Origin of the sequence: Plantibacter sp. H53 (genome assembly GCF_001650455.1) — a bacterium.
Lineage (GTDB): Bacteria > Actinomycetota > Actinomycetes > Actinomycetales > Microbacteriaceae > Plantibacter > Plantibacter flavus_A.
This window is the reverse complement of the sequence record NZ_LWCT01000048.1, coordinates 68169-87341: the sequence shown is the minus strand read 5'-3', so window position 1 is coordinate 87341 and position 19173 is coordinate 68169. Positions and strand designations below refer to the sequence as shown.

Here is a 19173-nt window from a genome sequence, read left to right as displayed (position 1 = left end):
GGCGGGCGGGCCAGGTGTGGCGGATAGACTAGGAGGACTGCCACAACAAGCCTGAGGAGTACAGCCATGGTGGATGTTCGGCGGGTCAAACTTCCCGGGGTCGGTGTGCTCCACACCTTCGTCACGGACGACGGCGGCAAGGTCGGCGTCATCGCCCACCGGTCCGGCCACAGCGACCTCATCACCTTCGCCGACCACGAAGACGGTGCCGATGCAGGCAAGGTGTCGCTCCGGCTCAATGAGGACGAGGCGCACACGCTGGCCGAACTCCTCGGTGGCACACAGATCACCGAGTCGCTCAGCGCGCTCGACCAGATCCCCGGCCTCAGCATCGACTGGTTCACCGTCGACTACGAAGACCACATCGCCGGGCAGCCGCTCGGCAACCCCGCCGAGAAAGGCATGGTCGGGCTGACCGTCGTCGCGGTCGTGCGCGGCGACTCCGCCAACCCGGCTCCTGCGGCGGACTTCCGGGTCTTCCCGGGAGACACCCTCGTCGTCGCGGGCAGTCCCGAGAAGGTCGCCAAGGCCTTCGCCTACTTCCGTTCGGGCGCCGTCAAGAAGGTCGCCGTCGACGCTCCGCCCGGAGGGTAGGCATGCTGCACGCCGCGACCGAAAACCCCCACCTCGGCCAGGATCTGCTCATCCTCGGCGTCCTGTTCGTCATCGCCTACATCCTCGGCCGTCTCGGCAAGCTGATCGGCCTCCCGTCGATCCCCGTCTACATGCTCGTCGGCCTGCTCGCGAGTCCGTACACGGGGTGGTTCCCGCTCGACTTCGCCAGCGCGCAGATCGAACTCATCGCCGTCTTCGGCCTCGTGCTCCTGCTGTTCAACCTCGGTCTGGAGTTCGATCAGGACGAGTTCTTCGGCAACGCCGGGAAGCTCATCGTGTCCGGTGGCTCCTACATCCTCGTCAACATGGCCGCTGGGCTGGTGTTCGGGTTCCTGGTCGGGTGGGGCACGCGAGAGGCGCTCATCATCGCCGGCATCACGGCGACGAGCTCGAGCGCGATCGTCACGAAGCTCCTCATCGAGCTCAAACGGCTGACGAACGACGAGACGCCGATGATCCTGGGCGTCACCGTGGTGGAGGACATCTTCATCGCCATCTACCTGGCCATCGTCGGTGTCGTCCTGAGCGGCGAGACCGAGGTGTGGCCGGTCATCGGCAAGCTCGCGATCGCCTTCACGTTCATCCTCGTGATGTTCGCGATCGCGCGCTTCGGCGGCCGATTCGTGTCGCGCTTGTTCCGCACGAAGGACGACGAGCTCTTCACGATCCTGTTCTTCGGCCTCGCGGTCGCGTTCGGCGGTATCGGCGAGCTCCTCGGGGTCACCGACGCGATCGGCGCCTTCCTCATCGGGCTGGTCCTCGGGGCCACCCGGTTCCGCAACAAGATCGAGCAGATCGCGATCCCGCTCCGCGACGTGTTCGGTGCGTTCTTCTTCTTGAACTTCGGCCTCGCGCTCGACGCGACGAAGTTCGGCAGCGTCCTCGTCCCGGTCCTCCTCGCTGTCCTCATGACGGTGGTCCTCAACGTCCTGGCCGGTCAGTTCGTCGCCTGGCTCAACGGACTCGGGCCGCAAGCGGGGATCAACGCCGCGGTCATCCTGCAGAATCGCGGCGAATTCGCCCTCATCCTCGCGACGCTCTCGCTGAGCGCAGGGCTCAACCCGCTCATCCAACCGTTCGCCGGGCTCTACGTGCTCATCATGGCTGTGATGGGCCCGATCGTCGCCGGCCGGTCCGAGCAGATCGGCGCCGTCATCCTGCGTCCGCGTCGCCGGAAGGCGCGCCGAGTGGAGCAGGTGGACACGTCGGCGGAGGAGGCCATCGCGCTCGTCGAGGGTGTGGGCGACGACCAGGGCACGACGGACGTCGACACCGATCAGGCGGCCATCGACCGACTCGTCGAACAGGCGATGAACGACCAGGAACCACCAGCACGAAAGCGAGAGCCCGATTACTAGCACCGCCCCGTCGGCACCAGGCCCCGACAACCACGGACAGGTCCGTCCGACGCTCCGCTCCGTCATGCTGCGTCCCCGGTGGATCGGCGTCCTCGTCCTCTGCCTCGCCGTCGCGGGCGCGTTCGCCGCGCTCGGGCAGTGGCAGCTCGCACGCGCCATCGAATCCGGGCAGGTGGTGCCGACCGAGACCGAATCGGTCCGGCCACTCGCGGACGTCCTCGAACCGGGCGTCGGCATCCGAGAGGCGGACGCCGGACAACGGGTGAGCGTCTCGGGCACCTGGGTGCCGGAGGACTACCTCGTGGTGGGCAACCGGGTGAACGACGGCACGCTCGGGTACTGGGTGACGGGCCACCTCGCGACCGACCGCCCGGATCAGGCCGGTCTCGCCGTCGCGCTCGGGTGGACGAAGGATCGCGAGACCGCCGACCGTGTCGCGGAGGCATTGAACGCGGACGCCCCCACCGGTGCCGTGGAGCTCGAAGGGCGTCTGAACCCGCCGGAGGGCCCGGAGGAACCGGCAGCGGACGCCGCACCGACCGACCTCGACAACATGTCGGTCGCCGCGCTGCTGAACCGCTGGAACGACGCCGACGGCCTGCGGGTGTTCAGTGCGTTCGTCGTGGACGACGTGGCCGTCGACGGACTCGAGCCCATCTCGTCACCCGCGCCCAGCCAGGAGATCCAGCTCAACTGGTTGAACATCTTCTACGCGGCCGAGTGGGTCGTCTTCGCGTGCTTCGCCGTGTTCCTGTGGTTCCGGCTCGCCAAGGACGCCTGGGAGCGCGAGATCGAGGAGCTCGAGGACGCCGAGGAGGAGGCCGCAGCGCTCCGTCCGTGATGTCCGGTCGCTTGGCGGCCGCGGGTAGGATGGGGGCATGCCCCTCCAGCCGAAACCGTCGACGTTTCCCGCGATCCGAGGCGCGCTGAAGTTCTACCAGGTGGCCGCCCCCATCACCGGTGTGCTGCTCCTGTCGCTCTGCGCCGAGATGCTCATGAAGTACGCGTTCGGCCTCGAGCTCGAACTCGGCGGTGCTTACGGCTTCCTCGCCTTCGTGCCCTCCGGCACCGCCACCGCGGTCAACCTGAGCACGGGCATCCTCATCATCCACGGCTGGTTCTACGTCGTGTACCTGTTCGCCGCGTTCCGGCTCTGGAGCCTCATGCGGTGGAACGTCCTGCGTCTGCTCTGGCTCGCGCTCGGCGGCATCATCCCGTTCCTGTCCTTCTTCTTCGAGAGCCGCATCCCGCGGGAAGTGAAGGGCTACCTCTCCGGCCGCGAAGCAGCAGCGGCCGCCGAACCCGTGGAGTCCATGCAGTGAGTGAAACCGCCCCCGCCGCCGCAGCGGAGCAGACCGCCGCCCGACCGGTCCTCGTCGTCGACTTCGGTGCGCAGTACGCGCAGCTGATCGCGCGTCGCGTCCGCGAAGCCGGCGTGTACTCCGAGATCGTGCCGCACACCGTGTCCGCCGCCGAGGTAGCCGCCAAGAACCCCGTCGGGATCGTCCTGTCCGGCGGCCCGTCCAGCGTGTACGAGCCGGGCGCTCCGTCGCTCGACGAGGGCATCCTCGAGCTCGGCGTCCCGACCTTCGGCATCTGCTACGGCTTCCAGGTCATGGCCAAGCAGCTCGGCGGAGAGGTCGCGCACACCGGTCTCCGGGAGTACGGCGCCACCGACGCGACCAGCGTCGTCGACGTCCCGGGCACCCTCCTGCACGGCGTCCCGACCGAGCAGAACGTCTGGATGAGCCACGGCGACTCCGTTTCCAAGGCCCCCGAGGGCTTCGAGGTCCTCGCCTCGACCGCCTCGACTCCGGTCGCCGCCTTCGCGAACGCGGAACGCGGCCTCTACGGCGTCCAGTGGCACCCCGAGGTCAAGCACTCCGCTTACGGCCAGCAGGTGCTCGAGAACTTCCTCCACCGGGCGGCGGGCATCCCGGCCGACTGGAACAGCGGCAACGTCATCGCCGAACAGGTCGACCGCATCCGCTCCCAGGTGGGCGACGCCAAGGTCATCTGCGGGCTCTCCGGCGGTGTCGACTCGGCCGTCGCCGCGGCGCTCGTGCACAAGGCCGTCGGCGACCAGCTCGTCTGCATCTTCGTCGACCACGGCCTGCTCCGGAAGGACGAGCGGCGCCAGGTCGAGGAGGACTTCGTCGCCTCGACCGGCGTCCGGCTGGTCACGGTCGACGCGCGCGAGCAGTTCCTGACGGCGCTCGCCGGCGTCAGCGACCCGGAGCAGAAGCGCAAGATCATCGGCCGCGAATTCATCCGGTCCTTCGAACAGGCCGAGATCGACCTCGTCAAGGAGGCCCAGAGCGAAGGCGAGCCCATCCGCTTCCTCGTCCAGGGCACGCTGTACCCCGACGTCGTCGAGTCCGGAGGCGGATCCGGCACGGCCAACATCAAGAGCCACCACAACGTCGGCGGGCTGCCGGAAGACCTCCAGTTCGAACTCGTCGAGCCCCTGCGCACCCTGTTCAAGGACGAGGTCCGGGCGATCGGCCGCGAGCTGGGCCTCCCGGAGGAGATCGTCGGTCGTCAGCCGTTCCCCGGTCCCGGACTCGGTATCCGCATCGTGGGTGAGGTCACGGCCGAGCGTCTCGACCTCCTTCGCGACGCCGACGCGATCGTCCGCGAGGAGTTGACCGCGGCCGGGCTCGACCAGGAGATCTGGCAGTGCCCCGTGGTCCTGCTGGCGGACGTCCGTTCCGTGGGCGTGCAGGGCGACGGCCGCACCTACGGTCACCCGATCGTGCTGCGACCGGTGTCGTCTGAAGACGCCATGACCGCCGACTGGACCCGCCTGCCGTACGACGTCCTCGCGCGCATCAGCAACCGCATCACCAACGAGGTGAAGGACGTCAACCGCGTCGTGCTCGACGTCACGTCGAAGCCGCCGGGGACCATCGAGTGGGAGTGATCGCTCCCTGAAGCATCGGAAGGCCGTCCCGTTCGCGGGGCGGCCTTCCGTCGTCCGCGCCCTTCGACAGGCTCAGGGACCGGGTGGGTGGCTCAGGGACCGGGGATGATGCCCGGTGCGAGGGGCCCGGTCCCTGACCCTGTCGAAGGGCAGCACCTCGACCGACCGGTTCCTCGGACGACGAAGGCCCGCCCCGCGAACGGGACGGGCCTTGCAGTGCGTGCGCTGCTAGTTGCGGGAGATGGCCAGCAGACGCAGGATCTCGACGTAGATCCAGATGACCGTGACCATGATGCCGAAGGCGCCGGTCCAGCCGTACTTGGCGGGTGCGCGGTTCTGCACGCCGCGCTGGATGAAGTCGAAGTCGAGCACCAGCGAGTACGCACCCATCAGCACCGCGAAGATGCCGATGACGATCCCGAGCGGGATGCCGAAGATCGTCGCGCCGTAGAGGCCGAACGGGTTGTTCAGGACGCCCGTGAACATGAGCACGAGGTTGAGGAGCTGGAAGACGCCGTAGCCGATGATGGCGACGAGGAAGACCTTCGTCAGCTTCTTGGAGGCGCGGACCTTGCCGCTCGCGAAGAGCGCGAGGGTCACGCCGACGACGGCGAGGGTCGCGAGGACCGCCTGGACGACGACGCCCGACCAGGCCGGGTTCGCCTCGAAGACGCGCGAGATGCCGCCGACGAAGAGTCCCTGGAAGACGGCGTACCCGAGGATGAGCGCCGGGACCGGCTCCTTCTTGAAGGAGTTGACGAGCCCGAGACCGAGACCACCGATCATGCCGATGATCATGGGGAGGGCGTAGCCGCTGCCTGCCTGCAGGAGGGAGGTCGTCCACATCCAGGAGATGACGGCGAACACGACGAGGACGGCGAACGAGCCGAGCGTCTTGACGAGCGTGTTCTCGATCGTCATGCGGTCGGCGGTGCCGACACCCGCCGGTGCGGTGGGCTGCTCGTACATCTTGCGGAGCTGTTCGGCGGTCAGCGAGGGGTTCGCTGCTTGAGCTGCCTGCAGCGTCCCGCCTCCCTGCTTCGCGAATGCCGGGTTCTTCGAGAACGCGGGATTGTCGAGGGCCATGGCTGATTCCTACTCTCAGTCGTGGAGGCTGTGTCGCGCCAAGCGGCGCTGCTGACACCCAGAGTATCCGAGTTCCCTTTGAATCAGCCGGGTCGCGCGTGGAAAACCCCGAACGGGCGCCGATGTTCGCGGCGGGCTGACAGCCGGCACCCTGCGCGCATGCCGGAGCGTCGTCCTAGGCTGATGGCGTGCGCATCGACTCCCTGCCCAACCCGCTCGTCATCGGACACCGCGGGGCTCCCGGTTACCGCCCCGAGCACACCGAGTCCTCCTACCGCTTGGCCGTCGCGCTGGGTGCGGACGCCGTCGAGCCCGATCTCGTCGCGTCGAAGGACGGAGTCCTCGTGGTCCGACACGAGAACGAGATCTCCGGGACGACCGACGTCGCCGCCCGGGCGGAGTTCGCCGACCGGCGGACGACGAAGCGCGTCGACGGCCACGAGCTGACCGGATGGTTCACCGAGGACTTCACCTGGGCCGAGCTGTCGACCCTGACCGCACGTGAGCGGATCCCCGAGGTGCGGACGGTGAGTGCGGGATTCGACGGCACCGAGGGCATCCTGCGGTTCGCCGACCTCGTCGAGGTCGTTCGCAGCGCGGCCGAAGCGCACCGACGACCCGTCGGCATCGTGGCCGAGGTGAAGCACGCCGACTACTTCGCTTCGATCGGACTCCCACTCGATCGACTCCTGGCCGAGGAGCTCGCCGCTCTGGGGTTCGGCACGGATCCCGATGGCGAACCGCTCATCATCGAGTCGTTCGAGCAGTCGGTCCTCACGGCGTTGCAGGCCCGTCGCGTGCAGGCGGAGTTCGTGTACCTCATCGAGCGGTCCGGCAGGCCGAGCGACCTCGTCGCCCGGCTGGGGGATTCGGCCCCGTCCTACGCCGACGCGATGACCGACGCCGGACTCGCGGCGCTCGCCCTCGAGGTCGACGCCATCAGCGTGGACAAGGCGATGCTCATCGACCTCGACGACGACGGCGCCCACCCGACGGACCTCGTGGAACGCGCCCACGCGGTGGGCCTGCGTGTCTACACCTGGACCCTCCGCCCCGAGAACCGGTTCCTCGCGCCACCCTTCCGGGACGGGGCCGATCCGGCGGCGGTCGGCCGCTGGCTCGAGGAGTTCGTCCTGGTGCTCTCCTCGGGGGTCGACGGCTGCTTCGTCGACCAGGCCGACCTCGGTGTCGCCGCCCGGTCCGCGGCCGGCGACCGGGCGGAACACCGCGACGGCGGTGCTCGGCCGAGCGATGTCGGAGGCAGCGCCTAGACTTGCAGGCGATATGGCGAGCTCTCCTTCTTCGAACGCCGACGCCGTGCAACCGGTGATCGTCGGCTGGCCCACGACAACCGTCCCCGAGTCGTCCTCCGACGAGCGTGCCGGCGGGAGTCGGCTGCTGGAGGGGCTCAACCCACAGCAACGGATCGCGGTGGAGTACCGGGGCCAGGCCCTGCTCATCGTCGCCGGTGCCGGATCGGGCAAGACGAGTGTGCTCACCCGCCGCGTGGCGCTGCTGCTCGAGCAGCGGGAGGCCTGGCCGAGCCAGATCCTGGCGATCACGTTCACCAACAAGGCCGCCGCCGAGATGCGTGAGCGGGTGCAGGCGCTCGTCGGCCAGGCCGCGCAGGGCATGTGGATCTCCACCTTCCACTCCGCCTGCGTCCGCATCCTCCGGCGCGAGGCCGAGCACTTCGGCTTCACCAAGAACTTCACGATCTACGACAGCGGCGACCAACGCGCCCTGTTGAAGCGGATCATCAAGGAGCTCGAGGCCGATGCGTACGGCTTCACGCCGTCCAACACCTCCGCGAAGATCTCGAAGCTCAAGAACGAGCTGTCGGACGTCGAGTCGTACTCCCGCACGATCAACACGAACGACCCGCAGGAACTCGTCTTCCTGCAGGTCTTCCGGAAGTACACGCGCGCGCTGGCCGACGCGAACGCCTTCGACTTCGACGACCTCATCAGCCAGACGGTGTTCCTCTTCCGGGCGTTCCCGCACGTCGCCGCGCAGTACCAGCAGCGGTTCCGCCACATCCTCGTCGACGAGTACCAGGACACCAACCACGCCCAGTACTCGCTCATCCGGGAGCTCACGCGTGCGCCCGAGGCCGGCACGGATCAGCTCGCCATCACCCGCACCGAGGGTGCCTCGCTCACCGTCGTCGGCGACTCGGACCAGTCGATCTACGCGTTCCGCGGGGCCGACATCCGGAACATCACCGAGTTCGAGCGCGACTTCCCGGGTGCCAAGGTGGTGCTGCTCGAGCAGAACTACCGCTCCACGCAGAACATCCTCTCGGCCGCGAACGCGGTCATCTCCAACAACTTCGACCGCAAGGACAAGAAGCTCTGGACGGCCGTCGGCGACGGAGAGAAGATCGTCGGCTTCACGGGGTACTCCGGCCACGACGAGGCGCAGTTCATCGCCGACGAGATCGAGAAGCTCCGGAACGCCGGCACGGCCTACAGCGACATCGCGGTGTTCTACCGCACGAACGCCCAGACCCGTGCGCTCGAGGAGATCTTCATCCGCGCGGCCCTCCCGTACCGGATCATGGGCGGCACCAAGTTCTACGAACGCGCCGAGATCAAGGACGCCCTCGCCTACCTCGTGTCGGTCGCGAACCCGGCCGACATCATGGCGCTGCGGCGCATCCTGAACACGCCCAAGCGTGGCATCGGACCGGCGACGGAGACGGCACTCGCGAGCTTCGCCGAGAACAACGGCGTCACCTTCCGCGAGGCCATGCGGCGTGCCGACGCCCTCGGGCTCGGGCCGAAGGTCACGAGCGCGATCCTGCAGCTGTCGGCGCTCCTCGACGAAGCGCAGGCCGCGCTCGACGACGCCGCTGCGGCCGACCGCCCGACGGCGTCCGCGACCGCGGTCGGCGACGTCCTGTCGCTCCTCATGACGAAGAGCGGCTACCTCGACTCGCTGCGCAACAGTCGCGACCCGCAGGATGAGGCACGCGCCGAGAACGTCGACGAGCTCATCGCCGTCACCAAGGAGTTCGCCAAGAACAACCCCGACGGCGGCATCGTCGACTTCCTGACGGAGGTCTCGCTCGTCGCCGCGGCCGACGACCTCGACGACGCGACGGGCAGCGTGTCGCTCATGACCCTGCACACGGCGAAGGGCCTCGAGTACGATGCGGTCTTCCTGACGGGCATCGAGGAGGACCTCCTCCCGCACCGGATGTCGGCGAACGAGCCTGGCGGCCCGGCGGAGGAGCGGCGCCTGTTCTACGTCGGCATCACCCGCGCCCGCAAGCGCCTGTACCTCTCGCTGGCGATGACTCGTGCCCAGTACGGCGAGACGGCCGTCGCCATGCCCAGCCGCTACCTGCAGGAGATCCCGGCCGAACTGATCGAGTGGCGTCAGTCGCCCGGCAACGTCAACGGTCGTGGTGGAACCCAGTCTCGCGCCCTGAACGCCCGCCGCGCCCCTTCGAGCGACCGCTGGTCGGTCCGCTCGCTCCCGGAAGGAGCCTCCGCGGGCGACACCCGGTTCTCCGGCGGTTCGAGCAAGCCGGAGACGGCCTGGGCCAACCGCATCACGGCGAAGGTCCGCGACAACGGCGATCTCGAGCTCGTCCCCGGCGACCGCATCTCCCACGCGGACTTCGGTGTGGGGCGGGTGAACGCCGTCACCGGCGAGGGCGCGAAACGCATCGCCCACGTGCAGTTCGAGTCGGCGGGAGCCAAGAAGCTGCTGATCAAGATCGCCCCGATCGAGAAGGTGGAGTGACCCCCTGTTCCGTCGGCAGTCCCCGGCGGCATCAGGTTCCCCAGTCCTGGCGAAGCCTCTAGGCTGAGGCATCATGGCTCTGTTCTCCAAGCGCAACGCGTCCGATGCCCGATCCGCAGCGGCGGAGGCAGCGACCTCCGCCCGGGAAACCGAGGAGGACACGACCCCCGCGGTCGCCGAACCGGTTCCGCACGTTCCCATCTCGGTCACGACGGTCAGTTCCGCCGCACGGACACCGGAGGCACCCGTGTCGGTGCCGGCTGCTCCTGCGACCGCTCCGGCGCCCGCGGCCGGGGAGCCCGACACGAACGTCGACCTCGCCCAGGCGCTCACCGCTCTGGCCGAAGGCGGTGACGAGCGCGCGATGATGCACGTCCTGCGCCAGAGCATCCAGGGCAAGCTCCTGCTGTCCACGAGCCTCGACGGTGTCTCGGAGGAGGACAAGGCCGCGGGACGCGTCCCGCTCGGCGTCCACCGCGACCCGGAGGGCGCCGTCTACCTCCTCGCCTTCACCTCGCCTCGCGAGCTCGAGAAGACGCGGACTGCCGAAGGCCCCGTCTCCGGGGTCGCGGTGGACGCGGTGTGGGCGCTGCGTCAGGCGGCCGGCGAAGGCTACGCCGGCATCGTGCTGAACCCCGCCGACGGGAAGGCGAGTGCCGTCGTCCCGAAGACACTCATCGTCCGCCTCTTCGGCGACGGCCGGAACAACGACCTCGCCAAGCAGGCGCTCGCCCAGCCTCGCGACGCCGACGCCCTCCAGCAGCTGGTGGCGGCACTCGCCGCGCATGGCGGATTCGTGGCGGGACGAGCAGAGATGGACGACGAGGGTAATCGCAAGACCGTGGGCATCGCGGAGACCCGGCTCGGGGACCGCCGCCTGCTCGAGGTCTTCACCTCGCCCATCGAGATCGCGGCGCTCGGCCGCGGCGACGACGCGTATCCCGTGACCGCCGCGGAACTGGCGGCTGCGCTCCGGAGCGACGAGGGCATCACCGGGATCATCGTGAACCCTGCGGCGCCGTGGCTGGACGTCGACCGCGCCCAGCTCGCACCCCTCCTCGACGTGCGCTGAGCGCCGCGCCCGCTCCACTCGGAGGGATCCGCCGACGGAGAGCGAGCAGGATACCGCCGAGCGCAAGCGCCCCGATCGCCGCAGAGCCGGCCGTGAGCAGGGAGTGGTCGTCGGCGCCGGTCTCGGCGAGGCGCGCTTCGGGCACGGTCGGTGTCGAGGCGAGTGTGATCTCCGACGCGACCCCGAAGGCGGATCGCCAGGGGCGGATCATCGCGCCGCCGTTCTCCGGCAGGGTGTCGCTCGGCTCGATGCGTTCGACCCACACGTAGTAGCCGTCCTCGGGAAGGACGCAGGACGGTGTCGTGTACTCGCCGGGGCCTGCATCCACGAGCGTCTCGACCTCGCAGACCACCGGTGCTCCGAGCGGGACCTCCGGTGCCTCGACCGGGCGCTCCGCGAACGGACCGAGCAGCTGGCTGCGGACGGTCACCGGGATCGGCGTGTACGGTCCACCCTCCGGTCCGATGAGGCCCCACTCCGCGGCGAGGCCCGAGTCGGTCGCGATCCCGACCGACAGCCGGTCGGTGATCTCGGTTCCCGGTGTCGCCGTCGCATGCGAGGTGGTGGTGACGACGACCGGCTGGAAGGGGAGTGGTGTGGGGCGCTCGCGGTCTGCGCTCGCCCCCGCGGCGACCGTGATCGGGCGGGCGATGAGGACGCTCTGCACGTTGGCGGCGCTTCGAGCGATCGTGAGCCCGGCACCGTAGGGCAGCTCACCGAAGGTGGCGTTCGCTGAGAACGCCACGACGGCGGCATCGGTGCTCGGCAGGATCCGCAGGCTCTCACCGTTCCCGACGATCCGCTCGGACGTGCCGTCCTCGAAGGTCGCGCCGTCGAGGGTGACCGTCCCGGTGTGGGTACCCGGTGGCAGGGTGGTGACGCCGGAGGAGACGAAGTCGACGGCGAGTTCCGTTCGGACGAGGTCGAATCCGTCCTCGCCGCGTTCGATGGACATGGTGGCGCTCGCTCCCCGACTCGCGCCGCCGGGCCCGTCGGCTTCGGCGAGCATCTGATGGGCCAGTGCCAGCACGCGGTCGGCGCTCGCTCCTGCCCGAGCGGCGATCTGCGCCGGTGTCCACCCGTTCAGGCCGGTGATGATCCAGGTGGCGAGCTGTCCAGCGGCCGCCTCGTCGGCGTCCTGGCTTGCACCCCAGTGTCGCGAGAGGTAGGCCAGGCGGGCGGCGTCCTCAGGGGTGAACCAGCCGAGCGATGATCCGTCGACGTGCTCATAGGCGTGACCCGGCGGGATCGGGAGGTCGAGGTTGATGCAGAACCCGACCGTCCCGTCGTCGAAGGCCCACGAGCCGAGCCAGCGGCCGTTCGAGGCGTCGCGGTGGCCGTAGGCGGCGCCGGTCGCGGTCAGGGCGGAGGACGCGGTGGCGCCGCCGAGGACGATGCCGAGGACGAGCGTCAACAGGATCGGGACGGCCGCCAGGAGCCGGAGGATCCGCGGTCTGCCGCCGAGGAGGCGGCCGGTCTGGGGGAGGTGGTGTGTTGTCATGCCCCCATCGTGCGAACCGCGGTATCTCGGTCAGCCGGGCGAGGATCCGAATGTGGACGGGACTGCTCCGCCAGTGGGCTGTGGAGGGCGGTCCTGGAACGTCGTCAGCCGAGGTGGCGGGCCGCGTCCGTGCGATCCCGCTCTCGCATCGCCCGGAGGTACCAGGCGGAGGGTGCCGCGCGCAATCGCTGCGGAAGACGCGGCCAGACGGCTCGCGCTGCGGCGACCCGCCGCGCGAAGCGACGCTGCTGCCGGGGTGTCCAACGGAACCCGTAGGCGCTCCGCAATCCGTCGGGCAGCAGTCCCGCCGTCACGAGTCGGACGAGGGGGAGCAGACACCGGACGGGGAGGGGCGCCGCACGCGCGGTCATGAGCTCGACCGAGACGCGGCGTGCCTCCGCGGTGACGTGGAGTCCCGCGACCCGGGCTGCGAAGTACTCGTCGAACGCGGCCCGGGTCGGAGGCCAGCGGTCGGGCGGGAGCTGCAGGCTCGTCCCCACGATCGCGTACTCACGGTGCAGGCGCTCCCGCGACTCCTCGTCGAGCGGGCCGAACACGAGCTCGTAGACCTGGACGGCGGTGTCGTACAGCGTGGCCGCGACCCAGAGTTGCGCGTCGTGGTCGAAGGCCGAGTACCCCGGGGCGGCCTCGCCCGGCTGAGCGCGGACGGGCGCGTGGGCGTGGTTCACCCGCCGGGCCGCGCTCCGCTGCTCGTCCGGCGTACCGAGGGCGAGCGCGTAGACGAAGGTGAGGGTGGCGTGCAGCCGGTCGAGCGGACGGGAGCCGAAGTCGCTGTGCCGCGCCACCCCGGCTGCGACCGAGGGGTCCGCGATCTGGAGCAGGATGGCCCGTCCGGCGCCGGCGACGAGGATGCCCTCGCGAGCGAGGTCCGCCATGCCGGTCATGGACCCGACCTTAGTCGTTCACTGCGAACGTCCGGTTGCGGCGCAGCGCTGGGGGTAGAGTCGTCACTGGCCCTTTTTCTCTCGCCGCCGAGATAACGCGCGGCCGAAAATCGCCACGACAATCACAGCAGAACGCGCGCAGCGCGGATGGGAATGACACGTGGATCTTTACGAGTATCAGGCACGAGACCTGTTCGAGCAGTACGAGGTGCCGGTCCTCGCCGGCATCATCGCCGACACCCCGGACGAGGTGCGGGCCGCGGCCGAGCGTCTCGGCGGCGTGGTCGTCGTCAAGGCCCAGGTGAAGGTCGGAGGCCGCGGCAAGGCCGGCGGCGTTAAGGTCGCCAAGACCCCCGACGAGGCCTACGAGGCGGCGAAGTCCATCCTCGGACTCGACATCAAGGGTCACGTCGTCAAGCGCGTGATGGTCGCGGCCGGCGCACGCATCGCCCAGGAGTTCTACTTCTCGGTGCTGCTCGACCGCGCCAACCGGTCCTACCTGTCGCTCACGAGCGTCGAGGGCGGCATGGAGATCGAGCAGCTCGCGGTCGAGAAGCCCGAGGCGCTCGCGCGCATCGAGGTGAACCCGCTCACCGGTGTCGACAAGGCGGCCGCGGTCGAGATCGCGAAGGCTGCGAACTTCCCCGAGGAGCTCGTCGACCAGGTCTCCGACGTCTTCGTGAAGCTCTACGACGTCTACAAGGGCGAGGACGCGACGCTCGTCGAGGTCAACCCGCTCGTCCTCACGGAGGAGGGGCGCATCGTCGCCCTCGACGGCAAGGTCTCGCTCGACGAGAACGCCGCCTTCCGTCACCCGAACCACGCCGAACTCGAAGACACCGCAGCCGAGGACCCCCTGGAGCTCAAGGCCAAGGAGAACGACCTCAACTACGTCAAGCTCGACGGCGAGGTCGGCATCATCGGCAACGGCGCCGGGCTCGTCATGTCCACGCTCGACGTCGTCGCCTACGCGGGCGAGCAGCACGGCGGCGTGAAGCCGGCCAACTTCCTCGACATCGGCGGCGGCGCCTCGGCCGAGGTCATGGCAGCCGGCCTCGACGTCATCCTCGGCGACGCCCAGGTGAAGAGCGTGTTCGTCAACGTCTTCGGTGGCATCACCGCCTGCGACGCGGTCGCGAACGGCATCGTGAAGGCGCTCGAGATCCTCGGTGACGCAGCGACCAAGCCGCTCGTGGTCCGTCTCGACGGCAACAAGGTCGCGGAAGGCCGCGAGATCCTCGCCGCCGCCGCGCACCCGCTCATCACGCTCGCCGCAACCATGGACGAAGGCGCCGACAAGGCCGCCGAGCTGGCTTCGAAGTAAGGGATCGCACAAGCATGTCAATCTTCCTCAACAAGGACTCCAAGGTCATCGTCCAGGGCATCACCGGAGGCGAGGGCACCAAGCACACGGCGCTCATGCTGAAGGCCGGCACCCAGGTCGTCGGCGGCGTCAACGCCCGCAAGGCCGGCACGACCGTCACCCACGACGGTGGCGTCGAGCTGCCCGTGTTCGGCACGGTCGCCGAGGCCATCAAGGAGACCGGCGCAGACGTGTCGATCGCCTTCGTGCCCCCGGCCTTCACCAAGGACGCGGTCATCGAGGCCATCGACGCCGAGATCCCGCTGCTCGTCATCATCACCGAGGGTGTGCCGGTCGGCGACTCCGCCGAGTTCTGGGCCTACGCCCAGTCGAAGGGCTCCAAGACCCGCATCATCGGCCCCAACTGCCCCGGCATCATCACGCCTGGTGAGTCCCTCGTCGGCATCACGCCCGCGAACATCGCCGGCAAGGGACCGATCGGCCTCGTGTCGAAGTCGGGCACCCTCACGTACCAGATGATGTACGAGCTGCGCGAGATCGGTTTCTCGACGGCGATCGGCATCGGCGGCGACCCGATCATCGGCACGACGCACATCGACGCGCTCGCCGCGTTCGAGGCCGACCCCGAGACCAAGGCCATCGTCATGATCGGTGAGATCGGCGGCGACGCCGAGGAGCGCGCGGCCGATTTCATCAAGGCGAACGTCACGAAGCCGGTCGTCGGCTACGTCGCGGGCTTCACCGCGCCCGAGGGCAAGACGATGGGCCACGCCGGCGCGATCGTCTCGGGCTCCGCAGGCACCGCGCAGGCGAAGAAGGAGGCCCTCGAGGCCGCCGGCGTCAAGGTCGGCAAGACGCCGAGCGAGACCGCCGACCTCATGCGCGAGATCATCGCCTCGCTGTAACACCCGCAGCTCGACTGCGACCACGACGCGGCGCCCGGTTCGGGCGTCGCGTCGTGGCGTTTCGGCTCACGCACGCCGTGTGCCTGACCATCCGCGGGCGCGGCTCCAGGTAGGGTCGAAGGCGCATGAACCGTCTGACCGTCGCCCTCCTCGCCGCCCTCGATGCCACCCTCGCCGTGGCCATCGGCATCGGTGTCGCACTCGTCCCACTCCTCGCCCTGTGGGCCCTGCACTTCCAGTTGGACGTCGACCCGGCCGCGCTCTGGCGGGGGGCCGTCGACATCTGGGCGCTCGGCAACGGCTCGAGCATGCGCATCACCCTCGACACGGCCCTCATCACCCAGCTCGGACTGCCCGCCGGGATGGAGCCGTTCCTCGTCTCCCTGGCGCCCCTCGCCTTCACGATCGGCACGGTCCTGTTCGGTCTGCGCACCGGGGCCCGCGCGGCGCGCAGCGCCTGGTGGCAGGGTGCCGTCGTGCTGTCGGTGCTCGTGTTCGCTCTGCTCTCGTTCCTCGTGGCCCTCACCGCCCTCCACCCGGCGGTGCGCCCCTCGATCGTCCAGGGGACCCTCGCGCCGACCGTGCGCTTCGCAGGCGGGGTCGTGGTCGCTGCACTGTGGGTCCGGTTCCGTGAGCAGGACGCGGCCGATCCGATCCTCGACGGACTCCGCGCGATGCGAGACCGGATGCCGGACGGGACCTGGTCGATGATCGTCGCGGCGCTGCGTGGTGGAGCGCTCGCAGCCACCGGACTGGTGGCGGTCTCCGCGGTCCTGACCGCCATCCTCATCGCCGTCGGCTACGGTGCCATCATCTCCCTGCATGAGAGCGCGCAGTTCGGCGTCCTGGGTGGTGCGATCGTCACCGGCGCCGAACTCCTGTACCTCCCGAACCTCGTGATCTGGGCCATGAGCTGGATCACCGGCGCGGGCTTCGCCATCGGGAGCGGCACGGCGATCTCACCGATCGGCACGCTCGCCGGGCCCATGCCGGCCGTGCCGGTCCTCGGCGCCATCCCGACGGGAGAGAGCCCACTCGGTTTCGTGGTCCTCGTGGTCCCGGTCGTCATCGGATTCGCCGCCGCCGTGGTGCTGCGTCGTCGTCTGCTCGTCGACCTCGACGGGCGTGGCGGGCTCGCACGACTGGCGGTCGTCGGTCTCGGCGTCGGGGTCACCGCCGGCATCATCGTCGGAGTTCTCGCGGCCCTCTCGGCGGGCGCGGCAGGCCCAGGTCGACTCATCGAGGTCGGCCCGAACGGTTGGGCGACGGGCCTGTGGACCACGCTGACGGTCGGGATCGCGGCCGTGGTCGGCATGGCGGCCGGTCCGACGCATCTGGCCGATGAGGACCGCCTCCCGGAGCTGTACGCCCAGCCGAGCGGCCGGGGTGCCCGCGACCGATAGGATGCTCTGGTGCTGTCACTCGTCGTGCTGATCTCCGGTGGCGGATCCAATCTCCGCGCCCTCCTCGAAGCCTCACGCGACGCGGATTTCCCCGCTCGCGTCATCGCCGTCGGTGCCGATCGGGAGGCTGACGGCCTTGCTCACGCCGAGGAGTTCGGCATCCCGTCGTTCACCGTCCCGTACTCGTCCTTCGACTCGCGGGCGGAGTGGGGCGCAGCCCTCCTCGAGCAGATCCGGGTCTGGAACCCGGACGTCCTCGTCCTCAGCGGCCTCATGCGCCTCCTGCCACCCGTGGTCGTCGACGCCCTCTCGCCGCGCATCATCAACACGCACCCCGCGTACCTCCCCGAGTTCCCGGGCGCGCACGGCGTCCGGGACGCACTGGCGGCAGGCGCCTCGCAGACCGGGGCATCGATCATCGTCGTCGACAACGGTGTCGACGCGGGTCCGATCATCTCGCAGGAGCGTGTCCCGGTCCTGCCTGACGACACGGAGCACAGCCTCCACGAGCGGATCAAGCCGGTGGAGCGTCGACTGCTCGTCCAGGCCGTCCGCGACCTCGCCACCGGAACCATCGACCTCGAGGCGCTCTCCACGGCGTCCCGCCCGCCAGCAGAAGGAGCACCCCAGTCATGAGCGGTCCCAGCCACGACCACAGCCTCTACCGCGAACGCGACCTCGTCCCCGTCCGCAGGGCGTTGATCTCGGTCAGCGACAAGACCGGGCTGCTCGAGCTCGCCGGCGCACTCGCCGCAGCGGGCGTCGAGATCGTCTCCACCGGCTCCACTGCGGCGACCATCCGAGGTGCGGGCCACACGGTCACCGACGTGTCCGAGGTCACCGGATTCCCCGAGTCGCTCGACGGTCGCGTCAAGACCCTGCACCCCTCGGTGCACGCCGGACTCCTCGCCGATCTGCGCCTCGAATCCCACGAGGCCCAGCTCGCCGAGCTCGGTATCGAGCCGTTCCAGCTCGTCGTCGTGAACCTGTACCCCTTCGTCGAGACGGTCGCGAGCGGCGCCGCCGGTGACGACGTCGTCGAACAGATCGACATCGGTGGGCCGGCGATGGTGCGCGCTTCGGCGAAGAACCACGCCAACGTCGCGATCGTCGTCTCTCCCGAACGCTACGGGCTGATCACCGAGGCCGTCGCGGCCGGCGGCACCACGCTCGCTCAGCGTCGCTCGCTCGCCGCGCAGGCCTTCGACCACACCGCCTCGTACGACGCGGCGGTGTCCGCGTGGTTCGCGAGCACGGAGACGACCGAGGTGGACGCCTTCCCCAGCACGCTGACCGTCACCGGTCGTCGCGAGGCGGTGCTGCGCTACGGCGAGAACTCGCACCAGGCCGCGGCGCTGTACGTCCGTCCGGGTGGTGCCGGGATCGCCCAGGCGACGCAATTGCACGGCAAGGAGATGTCGTACAACAACTACGTCGACGCCGACGCGGCGGTCCGCGCGGCCTACGACTTCGCCAACCCCGCCGTCGCGATCATCAAGCACGCGAACCCGTGCGGTATCGCCTTCGCGAACCCGAAGGCACCAGACCCGATCGCCTCGGCCCACCGTCGGGCGCACGAGTGCGACCCGGTCTCCGCCTTCGGCGGCGTCATCGCAGCCAACCGCGTCGTGACCCTCGGCATGGCCGAGACGGTCAAGGAGATCTTCACCGAGGTGCTCGTCGCCCCGGGCTTCGAGGACGCCGCGCTCGAGGTGCTCAAGACGAAGAAGAACCTGCGGCTCCTGCAGCTGCCGGAGGACTTCGTGCGTGAGGAGCGCGAGGTCCGGCAGATCTCCGGTGGCCTGCTCTACCAGGATGCGGACCGCTTCGCCGACGACCCGCAGGACACCGCCAAGGGCTGGACGCTCGTCACTGGCGAACCGGCCGACGACGACACCCTGCTCGACCTCATCTTCGCGTGGAAGGCGTGCCGCTCGGTCAAGTCCAACGGCATCCTGCTCGCCAAGGGCAGCGCGAGCGTGGGCGTCGGGATGGGCCAGGTCAACCGCGTCGACTCCTGCCACCTCGCCGTGAGCCGAGCCGGTGACCGCGCGGCGGGCTCCGTCGCGGCCTCGGACGCCTTCTTCCCGTTCGCGGACGGCCTGCAGGTCCTGCTCGACGCCGGCGTGCGCGCGGTCGTGCAGCCCGGTGGTTCCGTCCGCGACGAAGAGGTCATCGCTGCGGCCGAAGCCGCCGGCGTGACCATGTACTTCACGGGGGAGCGTCACTTCTTCCACTAGGCCGTGCCGCCCGCCCCTGTGGGGGTTCTGGGCTGGCTCTTGGTGATCTCCCAGCGGCGTCGGGCCCACGTGGCCCGACGCCGCTGTG

16 protein-coding genes are annotated in these 19173 nt (G+C 69.5%); 13 read left to right on the top strand and 3 right to left on the bottom strand.

Annotated elements, in window-relative coordinates; genetic code table 11:
- Positions 1–66: 66 nt before the first annotated feature.
- The 5 genes from A4X17_RS16030 to guaA all read left to right on the top strand — a co-directional run bounded on the left by A4X17_RS16030 (position 67) and on the right by guaA (position 4896).
- Positions 67–594: a cation:proton antiporter regulatory subunit gene (locus A4X17_RS16030; protein WP_056008027.1), complete on the top strand. Its 528-nt coding sequence runs from the start codon at positions 67–69 to the stop codon at positions 592–594.
- A gap of 2 nt (positions 595–596) precedes the next feature.
- Positions 597–1973, top strand: a complete 1377-nt coding sequence (locus tag A4X17_RS16025; protein ID WP_064296662.1) for a cation:proton antiporter — start codon at positions 597–599, stop codon at positions 1971–1973.
- Positions 1974–2037: 64 nt separating this feature from the next.
- Positions 2038–2814 (top strand): SURF1 family protein, encoded by a 777-nt coding sequence (locus A4X17_RS16020; protein ID WP_079001734.1) that lies wholly within the window; start codon positions 2038–2040, stop codon positions 2812–2814.
- 37 nt (positions 2815–2851) lie between these two features.
- Complete coding sequence (locus A4X17_RS16015) at positions 2852–3295, top strand: DUF3817 domain-containing protein (protein WP_056778703.1); 444 nt, start codon at positions 2852–2854, stop codon at positions 3293–3295.
- A complete protein-coding gene (gene guaA / locus A4X17_RS16010) occupies positions 3292–4896 on the top strand; it encodes a glutamine-hydrolyzing GMP synthase (RefSeq protein WP_064296660.1) in 1605 nt (534 codons plus the stop codon). The genes A4X17_RS16015 and guaA overlap by 4 nt, the downstream gene beginning before the upstream one ends.
- Before the next feature lie 228 nt (positions 4897–5124).
- Here the strand turns inward: guaA and A4X17_RS16005 are convergent, their stop codons facing one another.
- Entirely contained in the window at positions 5125–5982 is an 858-nt protein-coding gene (locus tag A4X17_RS16005; protein ID WP_064296659.1) for a Bax inhibitor-1/YccA family protein, read from the bottom strand.
- A gap of 194 nt (positions 5983–6176) precedes the next feature.
- Here A4X17_RS16005 and A4X17_RS16000 point away from each other — a divergent pair, with 194 nt between their 5' ends.
- The 3 genes from A4X17_RS16000 (at position 6177) to A4X17_RS15990 (ending at position 10807) form a co-directional block, all read left to right on the top strand.
- Complete coding sequence (locus tag A4X17_RS16000) at positions 6177–7253, top strand: glycerophosphodiester phosphodiesterase family protein (RefSeq protein ID WP_157583578.1); 1077 nt, start codon at positions 6177–6179, stop codon at positions 7251–7253.
- A gap of 13 nt (positions 7254–7266) precedes the next feature.
- Complete coding sequence (locus tag A4X17_RS15995) at positions 7267–9735, top strand: ATP-dependent helicase (protein ID WP_064296658.1); 2469 nt, start codon at positions 7267–7269, stop codon at positions 9733–9735.
- 73 nt (positions 9736–9808) lie between these two features.
- Positions 9809–10807 (top strand): SseB family protein, encoded by a 999-nt coding sequence (locus A4X17_RS15990; RefSeq protein ID WP_064296657.1) that lies wholly within the window; start codon positions 9809–9811, stop codon positions 10805–10807.
- On the opposite strand, the gene A4X17_RS15985 is transcribed toward A4X17_RS15990, so the two are convergent.
- Entirely contained in the window at positions 10734–12308 is a 1575-nt protein-coding gene (locus A4X17_RS15985; protein WP_064296656.1) for a thioester domain-containing protein, read from the bottom strand. The two genes, A4X17_RS15990 and A4X17_RS15985, sit on opposite strands and share 74 nt — an antisense overlap.
- A gap of 104 nt (positions 12309–12412) precedes the next feature.
- Entirely contained in the window at positions 12413–13213 is an 801-nt protein-coding gene (locus tag A4X17_RS15980; RefSeq protein ID WP_064296655.1) for an oxygenase MpaB family protein, read from the bottom strand.
- Between the two features lie 160 nt (positions 13214–13373).
- On the opposite strand from A4X17_RS15980, the gene sucC reads away from it, so the two are divergent.
- The 5 genes from sucC to purH all read left to right on the top strand — a co-directional run bounded on the left by sucC (position 13374) and on the right by purH (position 19085).
- Positions 13374–14537 carry an ADP-forming succinate--CoA ligase subunit beta gene (gene sucC, locus A4X17_RS15975; protein WP_064296654.1) on the top strand — a complete coding sequence of 388 codons (1164 nt, stop codon included), beginning with the start codon at positions 13374–13376 and terminating at the stop codon, positions 14535–14537.
- A gap of 14 nt (positions 14538–14551) precedes the next feature.
- On the top strand, positions 14552–15442 hold the full coding sequence (gene sucD / locus A4X17_RS15970) for a succinate--CoA ligase subunit alpha (protein WP_064296653.1): 891 nt from the start codon (positions 14552–14554) through the stop codon (positions 15440–15442).
- Positions 15443–15567: 125 nt separating this feature from the next.
- Positions 15568–16845 (top strand): DUF6350 family protein, encoded by a 1278-nt coding sequence (locus A4X17_RS15965; RefSeq protein ID WP_064296652.1) that lies wholly within the window; start codon positions 15568–15570, stop codon positions 16843–16845.
- A 9-nt stretch (positions 16846–16854) separates the two neighbouring features.
- Positions 16855–17481 carry a phosphoribosylglycinamide formyltransferase gene (gene purN, locus A4X17_RS15960; protein WP_064296651.1) on the top strand — a complete coding sequence of 209 codons (627 nt, stop codon included), beginning with the start codon at positions 16855–16857 and terminating at the stop codon, positions 17479–17481.
- Positions 17478–19085 (top strand): bifunctional phosphoribosylaminoimidazolecarboxamide formyltransferase/IMP cyclohydrolase, encoded by a 1608-nt coding sequence (gene purH / locus A4X17_RS15955; RefSeq protein ID WP_064296650.1) that lies wholly within the window; start codon positions 17478–17480, stop codon positions 19083–19085. The genes purN and purH overlap by 4 nt, the downstream gene beginning before the upstream one ends.
- The last annotated feature ends 88 nt before the right edge of the window (positions 19086–19173 follow it).